Genomic DNA, 17,881 nt, shown 5'->3' on the forward strand with positions numbered 1-17,881 from the left:
ATGAAGACCCTTGCCCTTGTCGCGCTGCTGCTGGCCGGACCGGCGGCGGCGCAGGACAATCCGCTGAAGAATTCTCCGACCTGGGACGATCTGCGCGATTCCGTGCTGGGCCTGTCGGCCGATGTGCCGCAGGACGCGGGCGTGCTGGATCTGGACGCCCCGGTCCGCGCACACGAGGCCGCCATCGTCCCGATCCGCCTGACCCAGCCCGCCGACGCTCCGCCGGTCCAGGCCGTGACCCTGGTGATCGACGAAAATCCCGCCCCGGTCGCCGCCGAATACAGCTTCGGCCCGGCCATGGCGCCCTTGGATTTCGAATTCCGCGTCCGCGTGGACAGCTATTCCGACGTGCGCGCCATCGCCGATACCGGCAACGGCACCCGCGTGATGGCGGGCCGCTTCGTCAAGGCTTCGGGCGGCTGTTCGGCCCCGGCGGGCAAGGACATGGCCGAGGTCGAAGCGACGATGGGCCAGATGCGCTGGAAAAGCGCCGTCCAGGACGGCCGGACCGTCGGCACGCTGATGATCCGGCATCCGAATTTCTCGGGCCTGCAACGCGACCAGGTGACGCTGCTGAACATCCCCGCCCATTTCATCGACCGGCTCGAGGTCCGGCAGGGCGAGGATCTGCTGTTTTCCCTGCAAGCCGGGATCTCGATCAGCGAGGATCCGGTGTTCCGCTTCGCCTATGCCCCCAACGGCCAGCCGATCCATGTCCATGCCGAGGATACGGACGGCAATACCTGGGACCACAGCTTCGATGCCGTCAATGGATAAGGACACCATCATGACCAAGCGCGCGACCATCGCCGTCGATATTCAGAACGACTATTTCCCCGGCGGAAAATTCCCGCTGGAGGGCATGGAGGACGCCGCCGCCAAGGCCCGCGCCGTGCTGGATGCCGCCCGCAAACGGGGCGACCTGATCGTGCATGTTCGCCACGAATTCGCCGACGATTCGGCGCCGTTCTTCCATCCCGGCAGCGAGGGCGCGGGCATCAACCCGACTGCGGCGCCGCAGGGGGACGAGATCGTCGTGACCAAGAACAACGTCAACGCCTTCAAGGATACCGGCCTGCAACGCATCCTGGACGACAACGGCGTCACCGACGTGGTGATCGTCGGCGCCATGAGCCATATGTGCATCGACGCGGCCACCCGCGCGGCATCCGATCTGGGCTACAAGACCACGGTGATCGCCGATGCCTGCGCGACCCGCGACCTGGAATTCCAGGGCACGACCGTCCCGGCCGCCCAGGTCCATGCCGCGATGATGAGCGGGCTGGCCTTCGGCTATGCCACCGTCACGGACGCGCAGGACTGGATCGCCGGTCAACCCGCCTGACGCCGCCGGCCCGGCGGGACCGCGACCTTGGTCGCATCAGCGGGCTTGCGTTGGCGCACAGCAGGCCTACAATCGTGAAAGAATGTTGCGGAGGGGAGACCGCGATATCATCCGAGGAGGAATCACGATGACAGCCGCAGCCATGCAGGCCCGTGCGCCGCAGACGCCACGGCAAAGCGCCGATCAGGTCCGGGAAATCCTGATCGTGGACGATCACCCGCTGATGTGCGATGCCCTGGCCTTGACCCTGAAGATCAGCTTCGGCCTGAAGAATGTGCGGACCGCCCGCAGCCTGGGCGCGGCCCTGGACGGGATCAAGGCGCAGGGCGCGCCCGACGCGGTGATCCTGGACCTGAACCTGCCCGACGCGCGCGGGGCCGAGGGGATCGTCACCCTGCGCCGCCAGTTGCCCGACGTGCCGATCACCATGATCTCGGCCGACATGGACAGCGCCATGATATCGGCGGCGATGGCCGCAGGGGCGCAGGGCTATATCAGCAAGTCTCTGGGCCGCGAGGCCCTGGTCGACAGCCTGCGCCGCATGTGGGAGGGCGAGCATGTCACCCCCGAAGGCTATGCGCCCGACCAGGCCGATGCGGACGATGCGGCCAAGGCCGAACTGGCGCGCCGCTTCGCCACCCTGACGCCGCAGCAGATGAAGATCCTGCGGCTGATCTGCCAGGGCAAGGCGAACAAGGAGATCAGCTATGACCTGTCCATCGCCGAGGCGACGGTGAAAACCCACATCACCGCCATCATGTCCAAGATCAACGCCCGCCGCCGCACCCAGGCGGTGCTGCTTGCCAATACGGTCCGCCTGTTCGAGGCGGGCTGATGATGGATACCGGCCCGGCAGCGAAGGAGGGCGCCACCGGGCCGGTGGCCGTGCAGGCCGACCGCGGACAGGCCGATCACGGCCGGATCCTGCTGGACGGCCTGCGCGGAGCCAATCCGGGCCTGGTCCTGATCTTCGGCGCGCATGGTCCCGAACTGGCCGCGCTTGACGCGGCGCTGCGGGCGGGCCTGCCCGAGGGCTGCGTGATCGCGGGCTGTTCGTCCGCAGGCGAAATCGGGCCGTGCGGCTATGCCAGCGACAGCGTGGTCGCCATCGGCTTTCCGGCGGCGCATTTCCGTGCCTCGGCCCTGGTGCTGCCCGATCTGGACGCCTTGCCGGTGTCGGACTGGATGGCGGCGCTGCGCCGGTTGCAGGCGGGCTTCGGTCCCGATCCGCAGCGGTCGCTGTTCGGGCTGCTGCTGGTCGACGGGCTGGCGGGCCAGGAAGACGCCCTGGTGGCCACCATCGACGCGGCGCTGCCCTCGGTTCCGACGCTGGGCGGATCGGCGGGCGACGGGCTGCTGTTCCGCCAGACCTGGCTGCTGGCCCAGGGCAAGGTCGTGACCAATGCCGCCGTCTTCCTGCTGGTCGAAACCGACCTGGCCGTCAGCGAGGTGACCTTCGCCCATTTCAGCCCCACCGACCGGCGCGTGGTCGTCACCGCCGCGATCCCCGAAAAGCGCCGCATCCTGGAACTGAACGCCGAACCGGCGGCCGAGGAATATGCCCGCCTGACCGGACTCGCCCCCGACGCCCTGACACCCACCGAATTCGCGCGCCATCCGCTGTTGCTGCGGATGGGCCGCCACCATCACGTCCGGGCGATCAGCGCGCAGACCGGCGACGGCGGGCTGTCGCTGATGTCGGCCATCGACACCGGCACCGTCCTGACGCTGGGCCGGGCCGAGGACATGACCCAGGGTTTCGCCGAGGCGCTTGCCGCCCTGCCCCGCCCGCCGCTGATGGTTCTGGCCTTCGACTGCATCCTGCGCCGCCTGGCGGTCGAACGCGAGGGCCTGAGCGACCAGATGTCGGAACTGCTGGCGCGGTATCGCGTGGCGGGGTTCAACACCTATGGCGAACAGCACAGCGGGATGCATGTGAACCAGACCTTCGTGGGACTGGCCTTCATGCCCAACACGGATGCGGCACCGACCCATGCTGCGTGACGACGACGGTCCCGAACGCCGGGTCGAAAAGCTGGCCCGCATCAACCAGGTGCTGATCGACCGCATCGACCGGCTGGAGGAATCGCGCGGCTCGGCCTGGTCGATGTTCCAGGCCGCCGTCGCCCTGGAACAAGAGGTGATGGCCCGCACCCGCGACCTGGAACGCGCCCTGGCCGACCTGTCGCAACGCAACCGCGAACTGGCCGTCGCCCGCGCCTCGGCCGAAGAAGCCAATCGATCCAAGACCCGCTTCCTGCGCGCGGCCAGCCACGACCTGCTCCAACCCCTGTCGGCGGCGCGGCTGTTTTTGTCGATGCTGGCCGATACGCCGATGACCGAACATCAGGCGGAACTGACCGACCGGCTGTCGGGGGCCTTCGAATCGGTGGAACAGCTGATGCACGCGGTCTTGGACATCTCTCGGCTGGACAGCCAGCGGATCGAATTCCACCGCCAGCCGGTGCCCTTGGGCGATCTGTTCCGCAAGCTGGCCATAGAATACGCCCCCCTGGCCGAGGCGAAGGGGCTGCGGCTGTCCTTCGTGCCCACCGATGCGGTGGTCGAAAGCGACCCGGTCTTCCTGCGGCGGATCGCGCAGAACCTGGTGTCGAACGCGATCAAGTATACCAACCGGGGCGGCGTGGTGGTGGGCGCGCGCAAGCGCGGGCCGCTGGCTTGGCTGTGCGTCTATGACACGGGGGTGGGCATCCCGGCCGTGGACCGGAACCGGATCTTCGACGAATTCCAGCGGCTTGGCAACGACAACCGGACACCCGGAATGGGCTTGGGCCTGTCCATCGTGCGCCGCGCCTGCGCCAAGCTGGACCACCCGATCCGCCTGGATTCCGAAGCGATGCGCGGCACGGTCTTTCGCGTCGGCCTGCCCCTGGTCCAGCGTCAGGACCGCAGCGGCCCGGACCGGCCCGCCCGCGCCACCCTGCCCCTGCGCGGCCGGGTCGCCCTGGTGGTGGAAAACGACCAGGGGATGCGGCGCGGATACGAGATGATCCTGCGCGACCGGCTGGGCATGGTGGCCCGCATCGCCGGCGGCACGGCCGAGGCCCTGGCGACCATGGGCGACGACCCGCCCGACGTGATCCTGGCCGACTACAACCTGGAAAACGGCGATACCGGCGTCCAGGCCATCGCCGCCCTGCGCCGATCGGCGGGCCAGGCGATCCCCGCCGTGATGATCACCGCCCATCGCGACCCGCAGATCGCCCGCAACTGCGCCGCCATGCAGGTGCATCTGATGGAAAAGCCCGTGCGCCCCTCGGAACTGGCCGAGATGCTGGGCGGCATCCTGGCATGATCTGCGACCAAAGGCCGAGGGCGCGCGCGGTGGGGCTTGCCCTTCGCCGCGGGGGGCGCAAACTGCCCCGGCATTGGGGAGGGTTAGCATGAAACGAGCCATTGCCGCGGCCTTGTGGCTGGGGCTGTCGGTCCTGTCGCCGGGCATTGCCCCTGCGGGCGAAGCAGGCGACGCCGTCTTTGCCGAACGCGGCCCCTGGTCCATCGAGGGGCGCGACCTGCACTGGTCCCTGCATGTCGAGGGGCCGCAGGCTCCGGGCTTTGTGCCGGTCCGGGACGGCAGCCTGACGCTGACCCAGGTGATCGACCCCACCGACAGCCAGCCGGTGCTGCAACTGGTCCAGCAGACCGATTCGCGGACTCGGCGGATCGGGCCGTTCCCGATCTCGGCCGGGGATCCGGTGCTGACCTTCTTTCTGGAACAGGTTACCCGCGACATGGCGACCCTGACCGGGGGCAGCCCGTTCTATATCCGCAACCGCATCAAGGAGGCGCTGTTCCAAGGTGGCAGGATCGCCGCGCAAAAGGGCGGGTCGGTCGCCAGCTTCCAGCCTTTCGCGGACGATCCGAACGCGAACCGGATGAAGGGGTTCGAGACGCTGACCCTGACCTTCCTGTTGGGCGATCCGTCCCAGCCGATCCGCGAACTGCGCGCCGAAACGGCCGGGGCGCAGCCCGGCTATGTCCAGCGGATGGCGCTGCAATGATCGCCCGGCTGGCCTTGCTGGCCCTGGCGACGGGCGCGGCGCCCGCCTGGGCGCAGGCGGTGAACGATTATCCGACCAATGCGCGGACGGAATACGTCTTTGCCTGCATGGCGACGAACGGCCAGACCCGCGACATGCTGGACCGCTGTTCCTGCGCCATCGACCAGATCGCCGAGGTGTTGCCCTATGACGATTACGTCAGCGCCGAAACGGTGTTGCGGATGCAGCAGACGACCGGCGAACGATCCGGCATGTTCCGGGGAATGCCGCAGATGACCGAGATCATCGCCCATCTGAAACGCGCCGAGGCCGAGGCCGAGATTTTGTGTTTCTGAGCGGCGAAAGGTCCGTCAGTCCAATGCACGCCCATGACCCGGCTGGACCGCGCTAGACCAGCACCATCCCGATCGCTGCCCCCGCGCCAAGCGCCAGCGCCACCGCCAGCCAGACCGGCGCGCCGCGGCGAATCACGACCGGCTGGATACGGCGCGCATCCTCGGGATGGGCGCGTTCCCACAGCGCCTGTTCGACCATGCGCGGCAGCAGCGGGCCATAGCGCCCCACGGTCTGCGCCACGCGCGCCATGTCGCCCGCCAGCGCACTGGGTCCGATGTTCGACTTGATGTAATCCGACACCACCGGCTTGGCCGCGTCCCAGATGTTCAGCTGCGGATCGACCGACCGGGCCACGCCTTCGACCACGACCATGGTGCGTTGCAGCAGGATCAGCTGCGTCTGGGTCTGCATCCCGAAGCGTTCCGTCACCTCGAACAGATAGGCCAGCAGGTTCGCCATGGAAATCCGGCTGGCATTGGCGCCGAAGATCGGCTCGCCCACGGCGCGCAGGGCGCGGGCGAATTGCGCCTCGTCGCGGTCGCGGGGGACATAGCCCGCCTCGAAATGGACGCGGGCGACGCGGCGGTAATCGCGCTGGATGAAGCCGTAGAGGATCTCGGCATAGATGCGGCGGGTGTATTCGTCGATCTCGCCCATGATGCCGAAGTCATAGGCCAGCACGTCGCCATTCGCCGCGACCTTCAGGTTGCCGTGATGCATGTCGGCATGAAAGAACCCGTCGCGCAGGGCGTGCTGCAAAAACAGCTGGATCACCCGCGTGGCGATGCGGCTGACATCATGGCCCGCCGCCAGCAGCGCGGCGCGGTCGCCCATCGGCAGGCCCTCGGCCCAATCCGAGGTCAGGACGCGGCGCGAGGACAGATCCCAATGCGGACGGGGAACGGCAAAGCCCGGATCGTCCTTGGTGTTTTCGGCGAATTCCGACGCGTTCGCCGCCTCCAGCCGCATGTCCTGTTCGGCGGTGACCGTGGCTTCGAAATGGGCCACCACGTCGCGCGGGCGCAAGCGGCGGCTGCCGGGGGACAGGAACTCGATGATCCCGGCGGCGAAATGGAACGCGTCGATGTCGCGGCGGAAGGCCCCCGCGATTCCGGGGCGCAGCACCTTGACCGCGACCTCGCGCCCCGTCTCGCGCACGCGGGCGCGGTGGACCTGGGCGATCGAGGCCGCCGCCACGGGTTCCGAGAATTCGGAAAACAGCAGATCGACCGGCTGGCGCAGGTCGGTCTGGATGATCTCTTTCGCCTGTTCGGTCGGAAAGGGCGGCAGGCGGTCCTGCAACATCCGCAACTGGTCGGCCATCTGCACGCCGACCACATCCGCGCGGGTCGAGAGGATCTGGCCGAACTTGATATAGGCCGGGCCAAGCGCGGTGATCGCCCGCGTGATCGGCGGCAGGGCCGGGTCGCCCTTGTAGCCCAGCCAGCGGAACGGCCAGCCCAGGATCCGCGCGGCGACGCGCAGCCGGGGCGGCGCCTCCATCGCGTCCAGGACCGCGCCCATGGCGCCGGTGCGCTCGAAGGTGGCGCCGGTGCGGATCAGGCGCAGAAGGTTGTGCGGTCCCCTCAAAGCTTCCAGCCCGAATGCAGGGCGGCGATGCCCATCGACAGGTTGCGATAGTGCACACGGTCGAAACCGGCGGCGCGGATCAGATCGGCGAAGGCGTCCTGGTCGGGGAACTTGCGGATCGATTCGACCAGATACTGATAGCTGTCGCGATCGCCCGTCACCGCCTGCCCCATCGCCGGAATGACGTTGAAGGAATAGCGGTCATAGGCCCATTGCATCGCGGGCACCGGGATCCGGCTGAATTCCAGCACCATCAGCCGCCCGCCGGGGCGCAGGACGCGATAGGCCTCGGCCAGGGCGTCGGGGATGCGGGTGACGTTGCGGATGCCGAAGCTGATCGTATAGCGGTCGAAGCTGTTGTCGGCAAAGGGCAGCGCCATCGCATCGCCCGTGACCCAGGACAGCCGGTCGGATTTCTCGACCGCGTCGGCGCGCTTGCGCCCCTCGACCAGCATGGATTCGGTCATGTCGCAGACGGTGACGCGGGCGCCCGGCGCACGGTCCAGAAAGCGGAAGGCGATGTCGCCCGTGCCGCCCGCCACGTCCAGCAGATGCTGGCCGTCGCGCGGCGCCAGCCAGTCCATCATCGCGTTCTTCCAGACCCGGTGGATGCCCGCGCTCATCAGGTCGTTCATCAGGTCGTAACGGGACGCGACGCTGGAAAAGACCCCGTGGACCATCCCGGCCTTGGCATCCTCGTCCACGGTCTGGAAACCGAAATGGGTCTGCTTCTTGTCGCTCATCCGCTTGCCGATCCGCTGTTTCATCGCCAGATAGATCCGACGCGCCTGCGGCACAATGGATCGAAAGGACCGGGATTGCCAGAACTGCCCGAAGTCGAAACCGTCCGCCGCGGCCTGTTGCCGCATCTGGAAGGACAACGCATCGCGCGGGCCGAGGTTCGCCGCCCCGACCTGCGCTGGCCTCTGCCGGTCGATCTGGTGCAGGTGCTGACCGGGGCCATGGTGACGGCGCTGCGGCGGCGGTCGAAATACCTGCTGGCGGACCTAGACCGGGGCGGCACGCTGCTGATGCATCTGGGGATGTCGGGGCGGATGCTGGTCCAGGACGCATCCCTGGGCGATTTCCACCGCGACCCGGCGATCCTGCCGCGCCATGACCACGTGGTGCTGACGACCGAGGCAGGCAGCACGATCACCTTCAACGACGCCCGCCGCTTCGGCATGGTGGATCTGATCCGCGAGGGGTCGGCGCATCCGCTGCTGGACCATCTGGGGCCCGAGCCCTTCGACGGCGCCTTTACCCCGGCCTATCTGGCTGCGGCCTTCGCGGGCCGCCGGGTGCCGGTAAAGCAGGCGCTGCTGGATCAGCGGATCGTCGCGGGCCTGGGCAACATCTATGTGTCCGAGGCGCTGCACCGCGCGGGCATCGACCCGCGCCGGGCGGCGGGGCGGATCGGGGCCGCGCGCATCGCCGCATTGGTCGGCCATATCCGCGACGTGCTGACCGATGCCATCGCGGCGGGCGGATCCAGTCTGCGCGACCACCGTCAGGCCAGCGGGGAACTGGGCTATTTCCAGCACAGCTTCCGCGTCTATGACCGCGAGGGCGCGCCCTGCCCCATGCCCGGCTGTTCGGGCAGCATCCGCCGGATCGTGCAGGGCGGACGGTCCAGTTTCTTCTGCCCTGCCTGCCAGCGTTAGGCTGCTTGGCTTTCCGCCCGCGCTTTTGATAGGGTCCGCCACGAACCTTTTGCAACCGGGACGCACCATGGCCTATGACACCATCATCGTCGAGATCGAGGGCAGCGTCGCCCTGATCCGGCTGAACCGCCCCGAGGCGCTGAACGCGCTGAACACCGCGCTGATCACCGAACTGGGCCAGGCCCTGGCGGAAGCCGACCGCAATGACAAGATCCGCTGCGTCGTTCTGACCGGCAGCGAAAAGGCCTTCGCCGCCGGGGCCGACATCAAGGAGATGTCCACCAAGACCTTCGTGGACGCCTATGACGAGGATCTGTTCGGCGCCAGGATCGACGCGATCACCCGCATCCGCAAGCCGATCATCGCCGCCGTTTCGGGCTATGCCCTGGGCGGGGGATGCGAACTGGCGATGATCTGCGACTTCATCATCGCCGCCGACACCGCGAAGTTCGGCCAGCCGGAAATCAACCTGGGCGTCATCGCGGGCATCGGCGGCACCCAGCGGCTGACCCGATTCGTGGGCAAGTCCAAGGCCATGGACATGCACCTGACCGGCCGCTTCATGGACGCGGCCGAGGCGGAACGGTCGGGCCTGGTCAGCCGCGTGGTCCCCGCCGCCAAGCTGATCCCCGAGGCGATGGCCGCCGCCCGCAAGATCGCCGAGAAATCCCAGGTCTCGGTCAAGGCCGCGAAAGAGGCCGTCAACCGCGCCTACGAGACCACCATGGCCGAGGGCATCCTGTTCGAGCGGCGCAATTTCCAGGCGCTGTTCTCGACCGAGGATCAGAAGGAAGGCATGGCCGCCTTCCTGGAAAAGCGCGAGCCGCAATTCCGCGACCGCTGATTTTTCGGCTTTCCTTTGCGGGCCATTTGCCCTATAGGCCCCGGCTTACATGCGCGTGGGCCCGCTTAGGCAAGAATCATGACCGCTTTCCCCGGAAGGCGGCGTCTTGGGTCTTTTGCGCAACCGAAACGCTGAAGACCTGAACAGGAAGAACAAGACCCATGGCCAACTCGCCCCAGTCCAAGAAACGCGCCCGCCAGATCGAGCGTCGCACCGACGTGAACAAGGCCCGCCGTTCGCGCATCCGCACCTATCTGCGCAAGGTCGAAGAGGCCATCGCCTCGGGCAATGCCGACGAGGCCAAGGCGGCCCTTCAGGCGGCCCAGCCCGAACTGATGCGCGGCGTCACCAAGGGCGTCGTCCACAAGAATACTGCGTCGCGGAAAATCTCGCGCCTGGCATCGCGCGTGAAGGCCCTGTCGGCGGCCTGATTCTCGCGCCGTCCGCGGCGCTGATTGCCTTGAAATCGCGGTCCCGCGGGACCCGGAAACCCGGTCGGGTGCGGTTGCGAAACCGCGCCCGATTTCCATTTCTGCGCCTGCGAATGTTGCAAAAATGCCCACATATCAAGGCGTTCAGGATTCTTTCCTTTCGAGTCAAGGGGCTCGCAGATTCGATTTGGCAAAGCCCCTGTCAAGCACATAGTTCGGTTGCAGCAGGCCGCGCGCCATTGCTAACGTCATGGGGCGATTCACGTCGCTGTGTTGGGGGACGGGCCGGTTTCCCGACGATCCTGAAGGGTCGCGGGCATCGGTCGGGCCAGAAGGCTTCAGGCGCCTTCAAGCCCTCGGGTTGTTCTTGCAGACGGCTGCCACCGGCTGTGCGGAACCCCGTGTCTTGGATTGAACCTCGGGCGAAAGCCTCGTCATGCGACCCGTTCGGGGCCGCAGGGTGGGGTGTTGCCGCAGTTCGGTCCGTCCGGCCCGCGTCGGGGATCCTGTTTCGCCGGAAGGTCCGGCGAAGGCTGGGGACAGGAAAGATAGGGCAGACCATGGACGAGATCTGGGGCCAGGCATGCGCCGCGCTTGAAACAAGCGTGGGGCCGAACAACTTCAATCATTGGATCAAGCCCCTGCGCCTGACCGGCGTGGATTCGGGGATCGCCCATTTCGCCAGCCCGACGCGCTTCATTTCCGACTGGGTGAACCGCCACTTCGCCAAGGACATCCTGGGCGAGCTGAGCCGCCACGGCGCCACCGTGGAGCGCCTGCGGTTCGAGGTCGTGCCCCAGACCGCGCCCGGCCGCGCCCGTCCGGCCGCCGCCACCGCTGCCGCGAAGCCCGCGCGCCCCGTCGCAAGCGCCGCCGCGCCCGCCACGGCGCGGGTGGGCCGCACGGATCTGGGCGCGCCGCTGGATCCGCGCTATACCTTCGGCAATTTCGTTGTGGGCAAGCCCAACGAACTGGCCCATGCCGCCGCGCGCCGCGTGGCCGAGGGCGGGCCGGTCGGATTCAACCCGTTGTTTCTGTATGGCGGCGTGGGCCTGGGCAAGACCCACCTGATGCACGCCATCGCCCATGATTATCAGACGCGCCATCCGGCGGCGCAGGTGCTGTATCTGTCGGCGGAACAGTTCATGTACCGCTTCGTGCAGGCGCTGCGCGAAAGCACGATCATGGATTTCAAGGGCATGTTCCGCAACGTGAACATGCTGATGGTGGACGACGTGCAGTTCATCGCCGGCAAGGACAGCACCCAGGAGGAATTCTTCCACACCTTCAACGCCCTGGTCGATCAGGGCAAGCAGATCGTGATTTCCGCCGACCGCGCGCCCGCCGAGATCAAGGGCCTCGAGGAACGCATCAAGTCGCGCCTGTCCTGCGGACTGATCGTGGACCTGCATCCCACGACCTATGAATTGCGCCTGGGCATCCTGCAATCCAAGACCGAGGGCTTCCGCGCCCAGCAGCCCGATCTTGAGATCGGCGCGGGGGTTCTGGAATTCCTGGCGCACCGGATCACCACCAACGTCCGCGTTCTGGAAGGCGCGCTGCAACGGCTGTTCGCCCATGCCAGCCTGCTGCGCCGCGAGATCACGCTGGAGGTGGCCCAGGAATGCCTGGCCGACATCCTGCGCACCAATGACCGCAAGATCTCGATCGACGACATCCAGCGCAAGGTCGCGGAACATTACAACATCCGTCTGGCCGACATGGTGGGGCCCAAGCGCGCCCGCAACGTCGCGCGTCCCCGGCAGATCGCCATGTACCTGTCCAAGCAGTTGACCAGCCGGTCCCTGCCGGAAATCGGCCGCCGCTTCGGCGGGCGCGATCACACCACGATCATGCACGGCATCCGCAAGGTCGAGGAACTGGTGGTCGAGGATCACGCCCTGGCCGAGGATGTGGCCCTGTTGAAGCGCCTGCTGGAAGCCTGAACGAAACGCTTGTGACTGCCTGCGCGGGCCGTTACAAAACAGGTCCGTTTACGGGCCGGAATGGCCGCAGGCACAGGGAAAAGCGATGAAATTCTCGATCGAGCGCGCCGTTCTGGTCAAGGCCGTCTCTCAGGCCCAGTCGGTCGTGGAACGGCGCAACACCATTCCGATCCTGGCCAACGTCCTGATCGAGGCCACGCCCGAAGGGGTCAGCTTCCGCGCCACCGACTTGGATACCGAGGTCGTGGACCGCGCCCCCGCCCAGGTGGAACGTCCCGGCGCCACCACCGTCAGCGCGGTGATGCTGAACGAGATCGCGCGCAAGCTGCCCGACGGGGCCTTGGTCCAGATCAGCAGCGACGACGCGGCGGGGCGGCTGGCGGTGCAGGCTGGGCGGTCGTCCTTCAGCCTGGCCACGTTGCCGCGCGAGGATTTTCCGGTCATGGCGTCGTCGGAATACAGCGCCAATTTCAAGGCCAAGGCCGATGTGCTGCGGCGTCTGTTCGACAAGGCGAAGTTCGCCATCTCGACCGAGGAGACGCGCTATTACCTGAACGGCGTCTACATGCACGTGGCCCAGGTCGACGGCCAGCCGATGCTGCGCTGCGTGGCGACCGATGGGCACCGGCTTGCGCGGATCGACGCGCCGCTGCCGGTGGGCGCGGACGAGATGCCGGGCGTGATCGTGCCGCGCAAGACGGTCGCCGAACTGCGCAAGCTGCTGGACGACGACGATACCGACATTGCGGTGTCGGTCAGCGAAACCAAGGTGCGCTTCGCCACGCCGACGCTGACGCTGACATCCAAGGTGATCGACGGCACCTTCCCGGATTATTCCCGCGTCATCCCGATGAACAACGCCCGCAAGCTGGAGGTCGACGCGACCGACTTCGCCCGCGCGGTGGATCGGGTGGCGACCGTCAGCAGCGAACGGTCGCGCGCCGTCAAGCTGGCGCTGGATCAGGACCGGCTGATCCTGTCGGTGAACGCCCCCGACGCCGGCGCCGCCGAAGAGGAGCTGATCGTGGCTTACGCCGACGACCCGCTGGAAATCGGCTTCAACGCCAAGTACCTGCAGGAAATCGCCAGCCAGGTGGACCGCGACAACGCGGTGTTCCTGTTCAACGGCTCGGGCGATGCCGCGCTGATCCGCGAAGGGTCCGACCAAAGCGCGGTCTATGTCGTCATGCCGATGCGGGTGTGACGCTTACCCATCTGTCGCTGGCGCAGTTCCGGTCATGGTCCCGGCTGGATCTGGATCTGGACCATCGGCCGCTGGCGATCTTCGGCTCGAACGGGTCGGGCAAGACCAATATCCTTGAGGCCGTGTCGATGCTGGCGCCGGGTCGCGGCCTGCGGGCCGCGCCCGCCCCCGATCAGGCACGGCAGGGGCGCGACGCGGGCTGGCGGATCCGCGCCGCGGTGGACGACCACGCGGTCGAGACCGCCGCCCCACCGGGCCAGTCCCGCAGCGTCCTGATCGACGACAAGCCGGTGGCGCAGACGGCCCTGGGGCGGCTGCTGCGGATCCTGTGGCTGGTGCCCGCGATGGACCGGCTGTGGTCCGACCCGCCCGAGGCGCGACGCCGGTTCCTGGACCGCGTGACTCTCAGCCTGTTTCCCGACCATGCCGACGTGGCGCTGACCTATGACCGGGCGATGCGGGAACGCAACCGCCTGCTGAAGGACCAGATCGGCGATCCCGGCTGGTATCGCGCGCTTGAAGCGCAGATGGGGGATGCGGGCGCGGCCCTGACCCGCAACCGCCAGGCGGCGCTGACGGCGATCATGGCCGCGCAGGACGGCGGCGACTTTCCCGCAGCGACCCTGACCCTGTTGCCGGGCGAAGGCCAGGCCGACGACCCCGATCCCGACAGCATCGCCGCCCGCCTTGCCGCGATGCGTCCCCGCGACCTGGGCGCGGGCCGCAGCCTGACCGGCCCGCACCGCGCCGATCTGGGCGCGCATTGGGGGCCGCAGGACATGCCCGCCGCCCTGTCGTCCACCGGCGAACAGAAAGCGCTGCTGCTGTCCCTGATCCTCGCCAATGCCCGGGCGCTGTCGGACCAGCCGGTCGTGCTGCTGCTGGACGAGGTCGCGGCCCATCTGGACGCCGACCGCCGCGCGGCGCTGTACGACCGGATCTGCGCCCTGCCCGCGCAGAGCCTGCTGACCGGCACCGGGCCGGAGCTTTTCGACAGCTTCGGCCCCCGCGCCCGGCGGCTGGCGGTGACGCGCGACGACGGGGTTTCGGCGGCTGCGGAAATCGCCGCTTAACCGCGCCGAAAGGGCAGAAAAATCCCGTCTTTCCCGTGACTTTCCCTGCCGGAACGCTTATATCGGCAGCACAGGAACAGGACACTTTCACGCATGGCCGACACGATCCCGCAAAGCGCCGAATACGGCGCCGATTCCATCAAGGTTCTCAAAGGGTTGGAGGCTGTTCGCAAGCGGCCCGGCATGTATATCGGCGATACCGACGACGGATCCGGCCTGCACCACATGGTCTACGAGGTCGTGGACAACGGCATCGACGAGGCCCTGGCCGGCCACGCCGACTATGTGCGGGTCAAGATCCACGCCGACAACAGCGTCTCGGTGCGCGACAACGGCCGCGGCATCCCCACCGACATCCATGCCGGCGAAGGCGTCTCGGCGGCCGAGGTCATCATGACCCAGCTTCACGCGGGGGGCAAATTCGACCAGAACAGCTACAAGGTCTCGGGCGGGCTGCACGGCGTCGGCGTGTCGGTGGTGAACGCGCTGTCGGACTGGCTGGAACTGCGCATCTGGCGGAACGGCAAGGAACATTACGCCCGGTTCGAACATGGCGACACCGCCGAACACCTGCGCGTGGTGGGCGACGCCGCGCCGGGCGAAAAGGGGACCGAGGTGCGGTTCCTCGCCTCGTCCAAGACCAACGATCCGAACGGAACGTTTTCCAACCTGGACTACGTCTACAAGACCCTGGAAAACCGCCTGCGCGAACTGGCCTTCCTGAACAGCGGCGTCCGCATCATCCTGGAAGACGAACGCCATGCCGAGGTTCAGCGCACCGAGCTGTTCTATGAAGGCGGTGTGCGGGAATTCGTGAAATACCTGGACCGTTCCAAGACCGCCGTCATGTCCGAGCCGATCTTCATGACCGGCGAGAAGAACGGCATCGGGGTCGAGGTCGCGATGTGGTGGAACGACAGCTATCATGAAACCGTGCTGCCCTTCACCAACAACATCCCGCAGCGCGACGGCGGCACCCATCTGGCGGGCTTCCGCGGCGCGCTGACCCGCGTCATCACGAAATACGCCCAGGACAGCGGCATCGCGAAAAAGGAAAAGGTCGATTTCACCGGCGACGACGCCCGTGAAGGCCTGACCTGCGTGCTGTCGGTCAAGGTGCCCGATCCGAAATTCTCCAGCCAGACCAAGGATAAGCTGGTCTCGAGCGAGGTTCGTCCGGCGGTCGAGAACCTGGTCGGCGAGAAGCTGGCCGAGTGGTTCGAGGAAAACCCGGCCGAGGCGAAGCTGATCACCGGCAAGATCGTCGAGGCGGCACTGGCCCGCGAGGCCGCGCGCAAGGCGCGCGAGCTGACCCGGCGCAAGACGGCGATGGACGTGGCCTCGCTGCCCGGAAAGCTGGCCGATTGCCAGGAAAAGGATCCGGCCCTGTCCGAACTGTTCATCGTCGAGGGTGACAGCGCGGGCGGGTCCGCCAAGCAGGGCCGGTCGCGGCAGAACCAGGCGGTGCTGCCCTTGCGCGGCAAGATCCTGAACGTCGAACGGGCGCGCTTCGATCGGATGCTGTCGTCGGAAATGATCGGCACGCTGATCACCGCGCTTGGCACCGGCATCGGGCGCGACGAATTCAACCTGTCGAAGCTGCGTTACCACAAGATCGTCATCATGACCGATGCCGACGTGGACGGCGCGCATATCCGCACGCTGCTGCTGACCTTCTTCTTCCGGCAGATGCCCGACCTGATCGACGCGGGGCACCTGTATATCGCGCAGCCGCCGCTGTACAAGGTGTCGCGCGGGCGGTCCGAGGTCTATCTGAAGGACGAGGCCGCGCTTGAGGATTACCTGATCCAGCAGGGCATCGACGGGGCGGCGCTGCGGCTTGCCTCGGGCGAAGAGATCACCGGCGCGGACCTGGCCCGGGTGGTGGACGAGGCGCGGACCGCGCGCCGCATCCTGCGCGCCTATCCGACCCATTACCCGCCCCATATCACCGAACAGGCGGCCATCGCGGGCGCGCTGCTGCCGGGCCGGATCGATGCGGACGCGCAGGGTGCGGCCAGTGCCGTCGCCGCCCGTCTGGACATGATCGCCGAGGAGTACGAACGGGGCTGGACCGGCCGCCCGACCCAGGACGCGGGGATCCGCCTGTCCCGCACCCTGCGCGGGGTCGAGGAGAACCGGACCCTGGACGGCCAGATGCTGCGCAGCGCCGAGAGCCGCCGCCTGGGCGAGATGACCCAGGCCTTGCAGGATGTCTATGGCCAGGGCGCGCGCCTGGTGCGCAAGGACCGCGACCAGCCGATCTTCGGCCCGCTGGGACTGTTGCAGGCGATCTTCCTGGAAGGCGAAAAGGGCCTGTCCCTGCAACGCTACAAGGGTCTGGGAGAGATGAATCCCGAACAGCTGTGGGAAACCACGCTGGATCCGGGCGCGCGCACCATGTTGCAGGTCCGGGTCGAGGACGTCGCCGAGGCCGAGGATCTGTTCACCAAGCTGATGGGCGATGTGGTCGAACCGCGCCGGGAATTCATCCAGCAGAACGCGCTGAGCGTGGAAAACCTGGATACCTGACCGGGCGCTGTGACGGATTTGCCGCCCCCGCGCTTTTTCTTGAAGGCCGGATCAACTCGTGGTTGCCGCAGCGGAAGGCTGGCGCTATGGCCTTCGCCATCAGTGCCGGCCCGCCCGGCGGGTGTTTTTATCAGTTGAGGATCTGGTCATGCGTTACACCGCCGTTCTTGCGACCTGCGCAGTGGGAAGCCTGTCGGCTGCGTCCGGCGCCCTGGCAGGCGGCTTCGCCGCCCCGGTCGTGGAACCCGCAGTCGCCGCGCCGGTGGTCGAAACCGCCCGCGACGATTGGACCGGCCCTTATGTCGGCGGCTCGCTGGGCTACAGCTTCGGCGCCGATGACGAGGTCGGGCTGGATTTCTATGACGGCGACAGCCTGATCGAACGCAATCCGGGCCTTGGGTCGGTAGACGTCAAGGGGGTGACGGCGGGCGTTCACGCAGGTTACCGCTGGCAGCGCAACAACTGGGTGTTCGGCCCGGAAGTGTGGCTGGAAGGCGGCAGCGTCGATGCTGCGGACGACGTTTCCCTGGACGGCATTACCGTGGAATCCTCGGTCAATTACATCATCGGCCTGCACCTCAAGACCGGCTATGCGGTCGATCCCCGGACCCTGGTCTATGGGACGGTCGGCGCGGTTCATGGCGATTTCGACTATGAAATGTCGGACGCCGGTGGGACGACGACCGAAGGGTACAGTGCAGGCGGCTATTCCGTGGGCCTTGGCGTCGAACGCAAGGTCCGGCCAAACCTGGCGGTCTTTGCCGAATGGCAATACCGCAACTTCGGCAAGACGGACCTGACCTTCGACAACACCACCGCCGAGGTGCTGACCCGCGCCACGCCCGAACATCACAACATCAAGGCCGGCGTGAACTTCAGCTTCTGACGCTGCGG

The 17,881-nt window shown here is 67.3% G+C and carries 17 protein-coding genes; 15 read left to right on the forward strand and 2 right to left on the reverse strand.

The genetic code is table 11. The features are described 5' to 3' along the window. From PARHAE_RS07820 to PARHAE_RS07850, 7 genes are all read left to right on the forward strand, one after another. Positions 1 to 777, forward strand: a complete 777-nt coding sequence (locus tag PARHAE_RS07820) for a quinoprotein dehydrogenase-associated SoxYZ-like carrier (protein WP_126154047.1) — start codon at positions 1 to 3, stop codon at positions 775 to 777. A gap of 10 nt (positions 778 to 787) precedes the next feature. Further along, the gene (locus tag PARHAE_RS07825; RefSeq protein ID WP_126154048.1) at positions 788 to 1,345 is read left to right on the forward strand and encodes a cysteine hydrolase family protein; all 558 of its coding nucleotides are present in this window, start codon (positions 788 to 790) and stop codon (positions 1,343 to 1,345) included. A 127-nt stretch (positions 1,346 to 1,472) separates the two neighbouring features. Beyond that, complete coding sequence (locus PARHAE_RS07830) at positions 1,473 to 2,180, forward strand: response regulator transcription factor (RefSeq protein ID WP_126154049.1); 708 nt, start codon at positions 1,473 to 1,475, stop codon at positions 2,178 to 2,180. Next, positions 2,180 to 3,349, forward strand: coding sequence for an FIST N-terminal domain-containing protein (locus tag PARHAE_RS07835; protein ID WP_126154050.1), 1,170 nt, complete (start codon positions 2,180 to 2,182; stop codon positions 3,347 to 3,349). Before PARHAE_RS07830 ends, PARHAE_RS07835 begins: the two co-directional genes overlap by 1 nt. Next, complete coding sequence (locus PARHAE_RS07840) at positions 3,324 to 4,661, forward strand: ATP-binding response regulator (protein ID WP_241232715.1); 1,338 nt, start codon at positions 3,324 to 3,326, stop codon at positions 4,659 to 4,661. Before PARHAE_RS07835 ends, PARHAE_RS07840 begins: the two co-directional genes overlap by 26 nt. 88 nt (positions 4,662 to 4,749) lie before the next feature. Next, entirely contained in the window at positions 4,750 to 5,367 is a 618-nt protein-coding gene (locus PARHAE_RS07845) for a hypothetical protein (protein ID WP_241232716.1), read from the forward strand. Continuing rightward, a complete protein-coding gene (locus tag PARHAE_RS07850) occupies positions 5,364 to 5,702 on the forward strand; it encodes a hypothetical protein (RefSeq protein ID WP_126154052.1) in 339 nt (112 codons plus the stop codon). The genes PARHAE_RS07845 and PARHAE_RS07850 overlap by 4 nt, the downstream gene beginning before the upstream one ends. 52 nt (positions 5,703 to 5,754) lie before the next feature. Here the strand turns inward: PARHAE_RS07850 and ubiB are convergent, their stop codons facing one another. Together ubiB and ubiE are read right to left on the reverse strand one after the other, a co-directional pair. Further along, the gene (gene ubiB, locus PARHAE_RS07855) at positions 5,755 to 7,293 is read right to left on the reverse strand and encodes a 2-polyprenylphenol 6-hydroxylase (protein WP_126154053.1); all 1,539 of its coding nucleotides are present in this window, start codon (positions 7,291 to 7,293) and stop codon (positions 5,755 to 5,757) included. Next, positions 7,290 to 8,036: a bifunctional demethylmenaquinone methyltransferase/2-methoxy-6-polyprenyl-1,4-benzoquinol methylase UbiE gene (ubiE, locus tag PARHAE_RS07860; protein ID WP_126154092.1), complete on the reverse strand. Its 747-nt coding sequence runs from the start codon at positions 8,034 to 8,036 to the stop codon at positions 7,290 to 7,292. The genes ubiB and ubiE overlap by 4 nt, the downstream gene beginning before the upstream one ends. Before the next feature lie 75 nt (positions 8,037 to 8,111). Between ubiE and mutM the strand changes: the two genes are divergently transcribed. The 8 genes from mutM (at position 8,112) to PARHAE_RS07900 (ending at position 17,873) form a co-directional block, all read left to right on the forward strand. Then, on the forward strand, positions 8,112 to 8,957 hold the full coding sequence (mutM, locus tag PARHAE_RS07865; RefSeq protein WP_126154054.1) for a bifunctional DNA-formamidopyrimidine glycosylase/DNA-(apurinic or apyrimidinic site) lyase: 846 nt from the start codon (positions 8,112 to 8,114) through the stop codon (positions 8,955 to 8,957). A 67-nt stretch (positions 8,958 to 9,024) separates the two neighbouring features. Beyond that, a complete protein-coding gene (locus PARHAE_RS07870; RefSeq protein ID WP_126154055.1) occupies positions 9,025 to 9,801 on the forward strand; it encodes an enoyl-CoA hydratase in 777 nt (258 codons plus the stop codon). 161 nt (positions 9,802 to 9,962) lie between these two features. Then, a complete protein-coding gene (rpsT, locus tag PARHAE_RS07875) occupies positions 9,963 to 10,232 on the forward strand; it encodes a 30S ribosomal protein S20 (RefSeq protein WP_126154056.1) in 270 nt (89 codons plus the stop codon). A 560-nt stretch (positions 10,233 to 10,792) separates the two neighbouring features. After that, a complete protein-coding gene (gene dnaA / locus PARHAE_RS07880) occupies positions 10,793 to 12,178 on the forward strand; it encodes a chromosomal replication initiator protein DnaA (RefSeq protein ID WP_126154057.1) in 1,386 nt (461 codons plus the stop codon). Positions 12,179 to 12,263: 85 nt separating this feature from the next. After that, positions 12,264 to 13,382, forward strand: a complete 1,119-nt coding sequence (gene dnaN, locus PARHAE_RS07885; RefSeq protein WP_126154058.1) for a DNA polymerase III subunit beta — start codon at positions 12,264 to 12,266, stop codon at positions 13,380 to 13,382. Beyond that, positions 13,379 to 14,455 (forward strand): DNA replication/repair protein RecF, encoded by a 1,077-nt coding sequence (gene recF, locus PARHAE_RS07890; protein WP_126154059.1) that lies wholly within the window; start codon positions 13,379 to 13,381, stop codon positions 14,453 to 14,455. Before dnaN ends, recF begins: the two co-directional genes overlap by 4 nt. A gap of 93 nt (positions 14,456 to 14,548) precedes the next feature. Beyond that, a complete protein-coding gene (gene gyrB / locus PARHAE_RS07895) occupies positions 14,549 to 16,987 on the forward strand; it encodes a DNA topoisomerase (ATP-hydrolyzing) subunit B (protein WP_126154060.1) in 2,439 nt (812 codons plus the stop codon). A gap of 148 nt (positions 16,988 to 17,135) precedes the next feature. Next, positions 17,136 to 17,873, forward strand: coding sequence for an outer membrane protein (locus PARHAE_RS07900; protein ID WP_126154061.1), 738 nt, complete (start codon positions 17,136 to 17,138; stop codon positions 17,871 to 17,873). Positions 17,874 to 17,881 lie beyond the last annotated feature (8 nt).

Source organism: Paracoccus haematequi (genome assembly GCF_900631945.1).
Classification (GTDB): domain Bacteria; phylum Pseudomonadota; class Alphaproteobacteria; order Rhodobacterales; family Rhodobacteraceae; genus Paracoccus; species Paracoccus haematequi_A.

Excerpts from the sequence above, each read along its gene's own strand:
- PARHAE_RS07820 (WP_126154047.1), top strand. The coding sequence starts at position 1 with ATGAAGACCCTTGCCCTTGTCGCGCTGCTGCTGGCCGGACCGGCGGCG.
- PARHAE_RS07825 (WP_126154048.1), top strand. The coding sequence starts at position 788 with ATGACCAAGCGCGCGACCATCGCCGTCGATATTCAGAACGACTATTTC.
- PARHAE_RS07830 (WP_126154049.1), top strand. The coding sequence starts at position 1,473 with ATGACAGCCGCAGCCATGCAGGCCCGTGCGCCGCAGACGCCACGGCAA.
- PARHAE_RS07835 (WP_126154050.1), top strand. The coding sequence starts at position 2,180 with ATGATGGATACCGGCCCGGCAGCGAAGGAGGGCGCCACCGGGCCGGTG.
- PARHAE_RS07840 (WP_241232715.1), top strand. The coding sequence starts at position 3,324 with ATGCGGCACCGACCCATGCTGCGTGACGACGACGGTCCCGAACGCCGG.
- PARHAE_RS07845 (WP_241232716.1), top strand. The coding sequence starts at position 4,750 with ATGAAACGAGCCATTGCCGCGGCCTTGTGGCTGGGGCTGTCGGTCCTG.
- PARHAE_RS07850 (WP_126154052.1), top strand. The coding sequence starts at position 5,364 with ATGATCGCCCGGCTGGCCTTGCTGGCCCTGGCGACGGGCGCGGCGCCC.
- ubiE (WP_126154092.1), bottom strand. The coding sequence starts at position 8,036 with ATGAGCGACAAGAAGCAGACCCATTTCGGTTTCCAGACCGTGGACGAG.
- PARHAE_RS07870 (WP_126154055.1), top strand. The coding sequence starts at position 9,025 with ATGGCCTATGACACCATCATCGTCGAGATCGAGGGCAGCGTCGCCCTG.
- rpsT (WP_126154056.1), top strand. The coding sequence starts at position 9,963 with ATGGCCAACTCGCCCCAGTCCAAGAAACGCGCCCGCCAGATCGAGCGT.
- dnaA (WP_126154057.1), top strand. The coding sequence starts at position 10,793 with ATGGACGAGATCTGGGGCCAGGCATGCGCCGCGCTTGAAACAAGCGTG.
- dnaN (WP_126154058.1), top strand. The coding sequence starts at position 12,264 with ATGAAATTCTCGATCGAGCGCGCCGTTCTGGTCAAGGCCGTCTCTCAG.
- gyrB (WP_126154060.1), top strand. The coding sequence starts at position 14,549 with ATGGCCGACACGATCCCGCAAAGCGCCGAATACGGCGCCGATTCCATC.
- PARHAE_RS07900 (WP_126154061.1), top strand. The coding sequence starts at position 17,136 with ATGCGTTACACCGCCGTTCTTGCGACCTGCGCAGTGGGAAGCCTGTCG.